This window comes from Vibrio sp. S12_S33 (genome assembly GCF_963889785.1).
GTDB lineage: Bacteria > Pseudomonadota > Gammaproteobacteria > Enterobacterales > Vibrionaceae > Vibrio > Vibrio aestuarianus.
The window spans coordinates 1-307 of sequence record NZ_CAWPQZ010000312.1; the positions used below are offsets into that span (position 1 = coordinate 1).

Consider the following 307-nt stretch of genomic DNA (forward strand, 5'->3'; position numbering starts at 1 on the left):
CGATACTAGCTTATGCTAGTGGGTTTCCCCATTCGGAAATCGTAGACTCAAGTGGCTTTTACTGCCTAATCTACGCTTATCGCAAGTTAATACGTCCTTCATCGCCTCTGACTGCCAAGGCATCCACCGTGTACGCTTAGTCACTTAACCATACAACCCGAAGAAGTTTCGTGTTGATGACAAGTCACCAAGGTTTAGTGTCTCTCTTTATTAAATGAGCGAGAGACATTTCGATTTTGCCGGACTCAATTTTGAAAACTTACCGCAGTAAGCTTTCCCAAGAACACTTGAATGTGTTTGGTATCAA

The 307-nt window shown here is 43.0% G+C and carries 1 rRNA gene; it reads right to left on the reverse strand.

The features are described 5' to 3' along the window. Positions 1 to 150, reverse strand: a 23S ribosomal RNA gene (locus tag AACW06_RS20290); the annotation flags it as partial. Positions 151 to 307 lie beyond the last annotated feature (157 nt).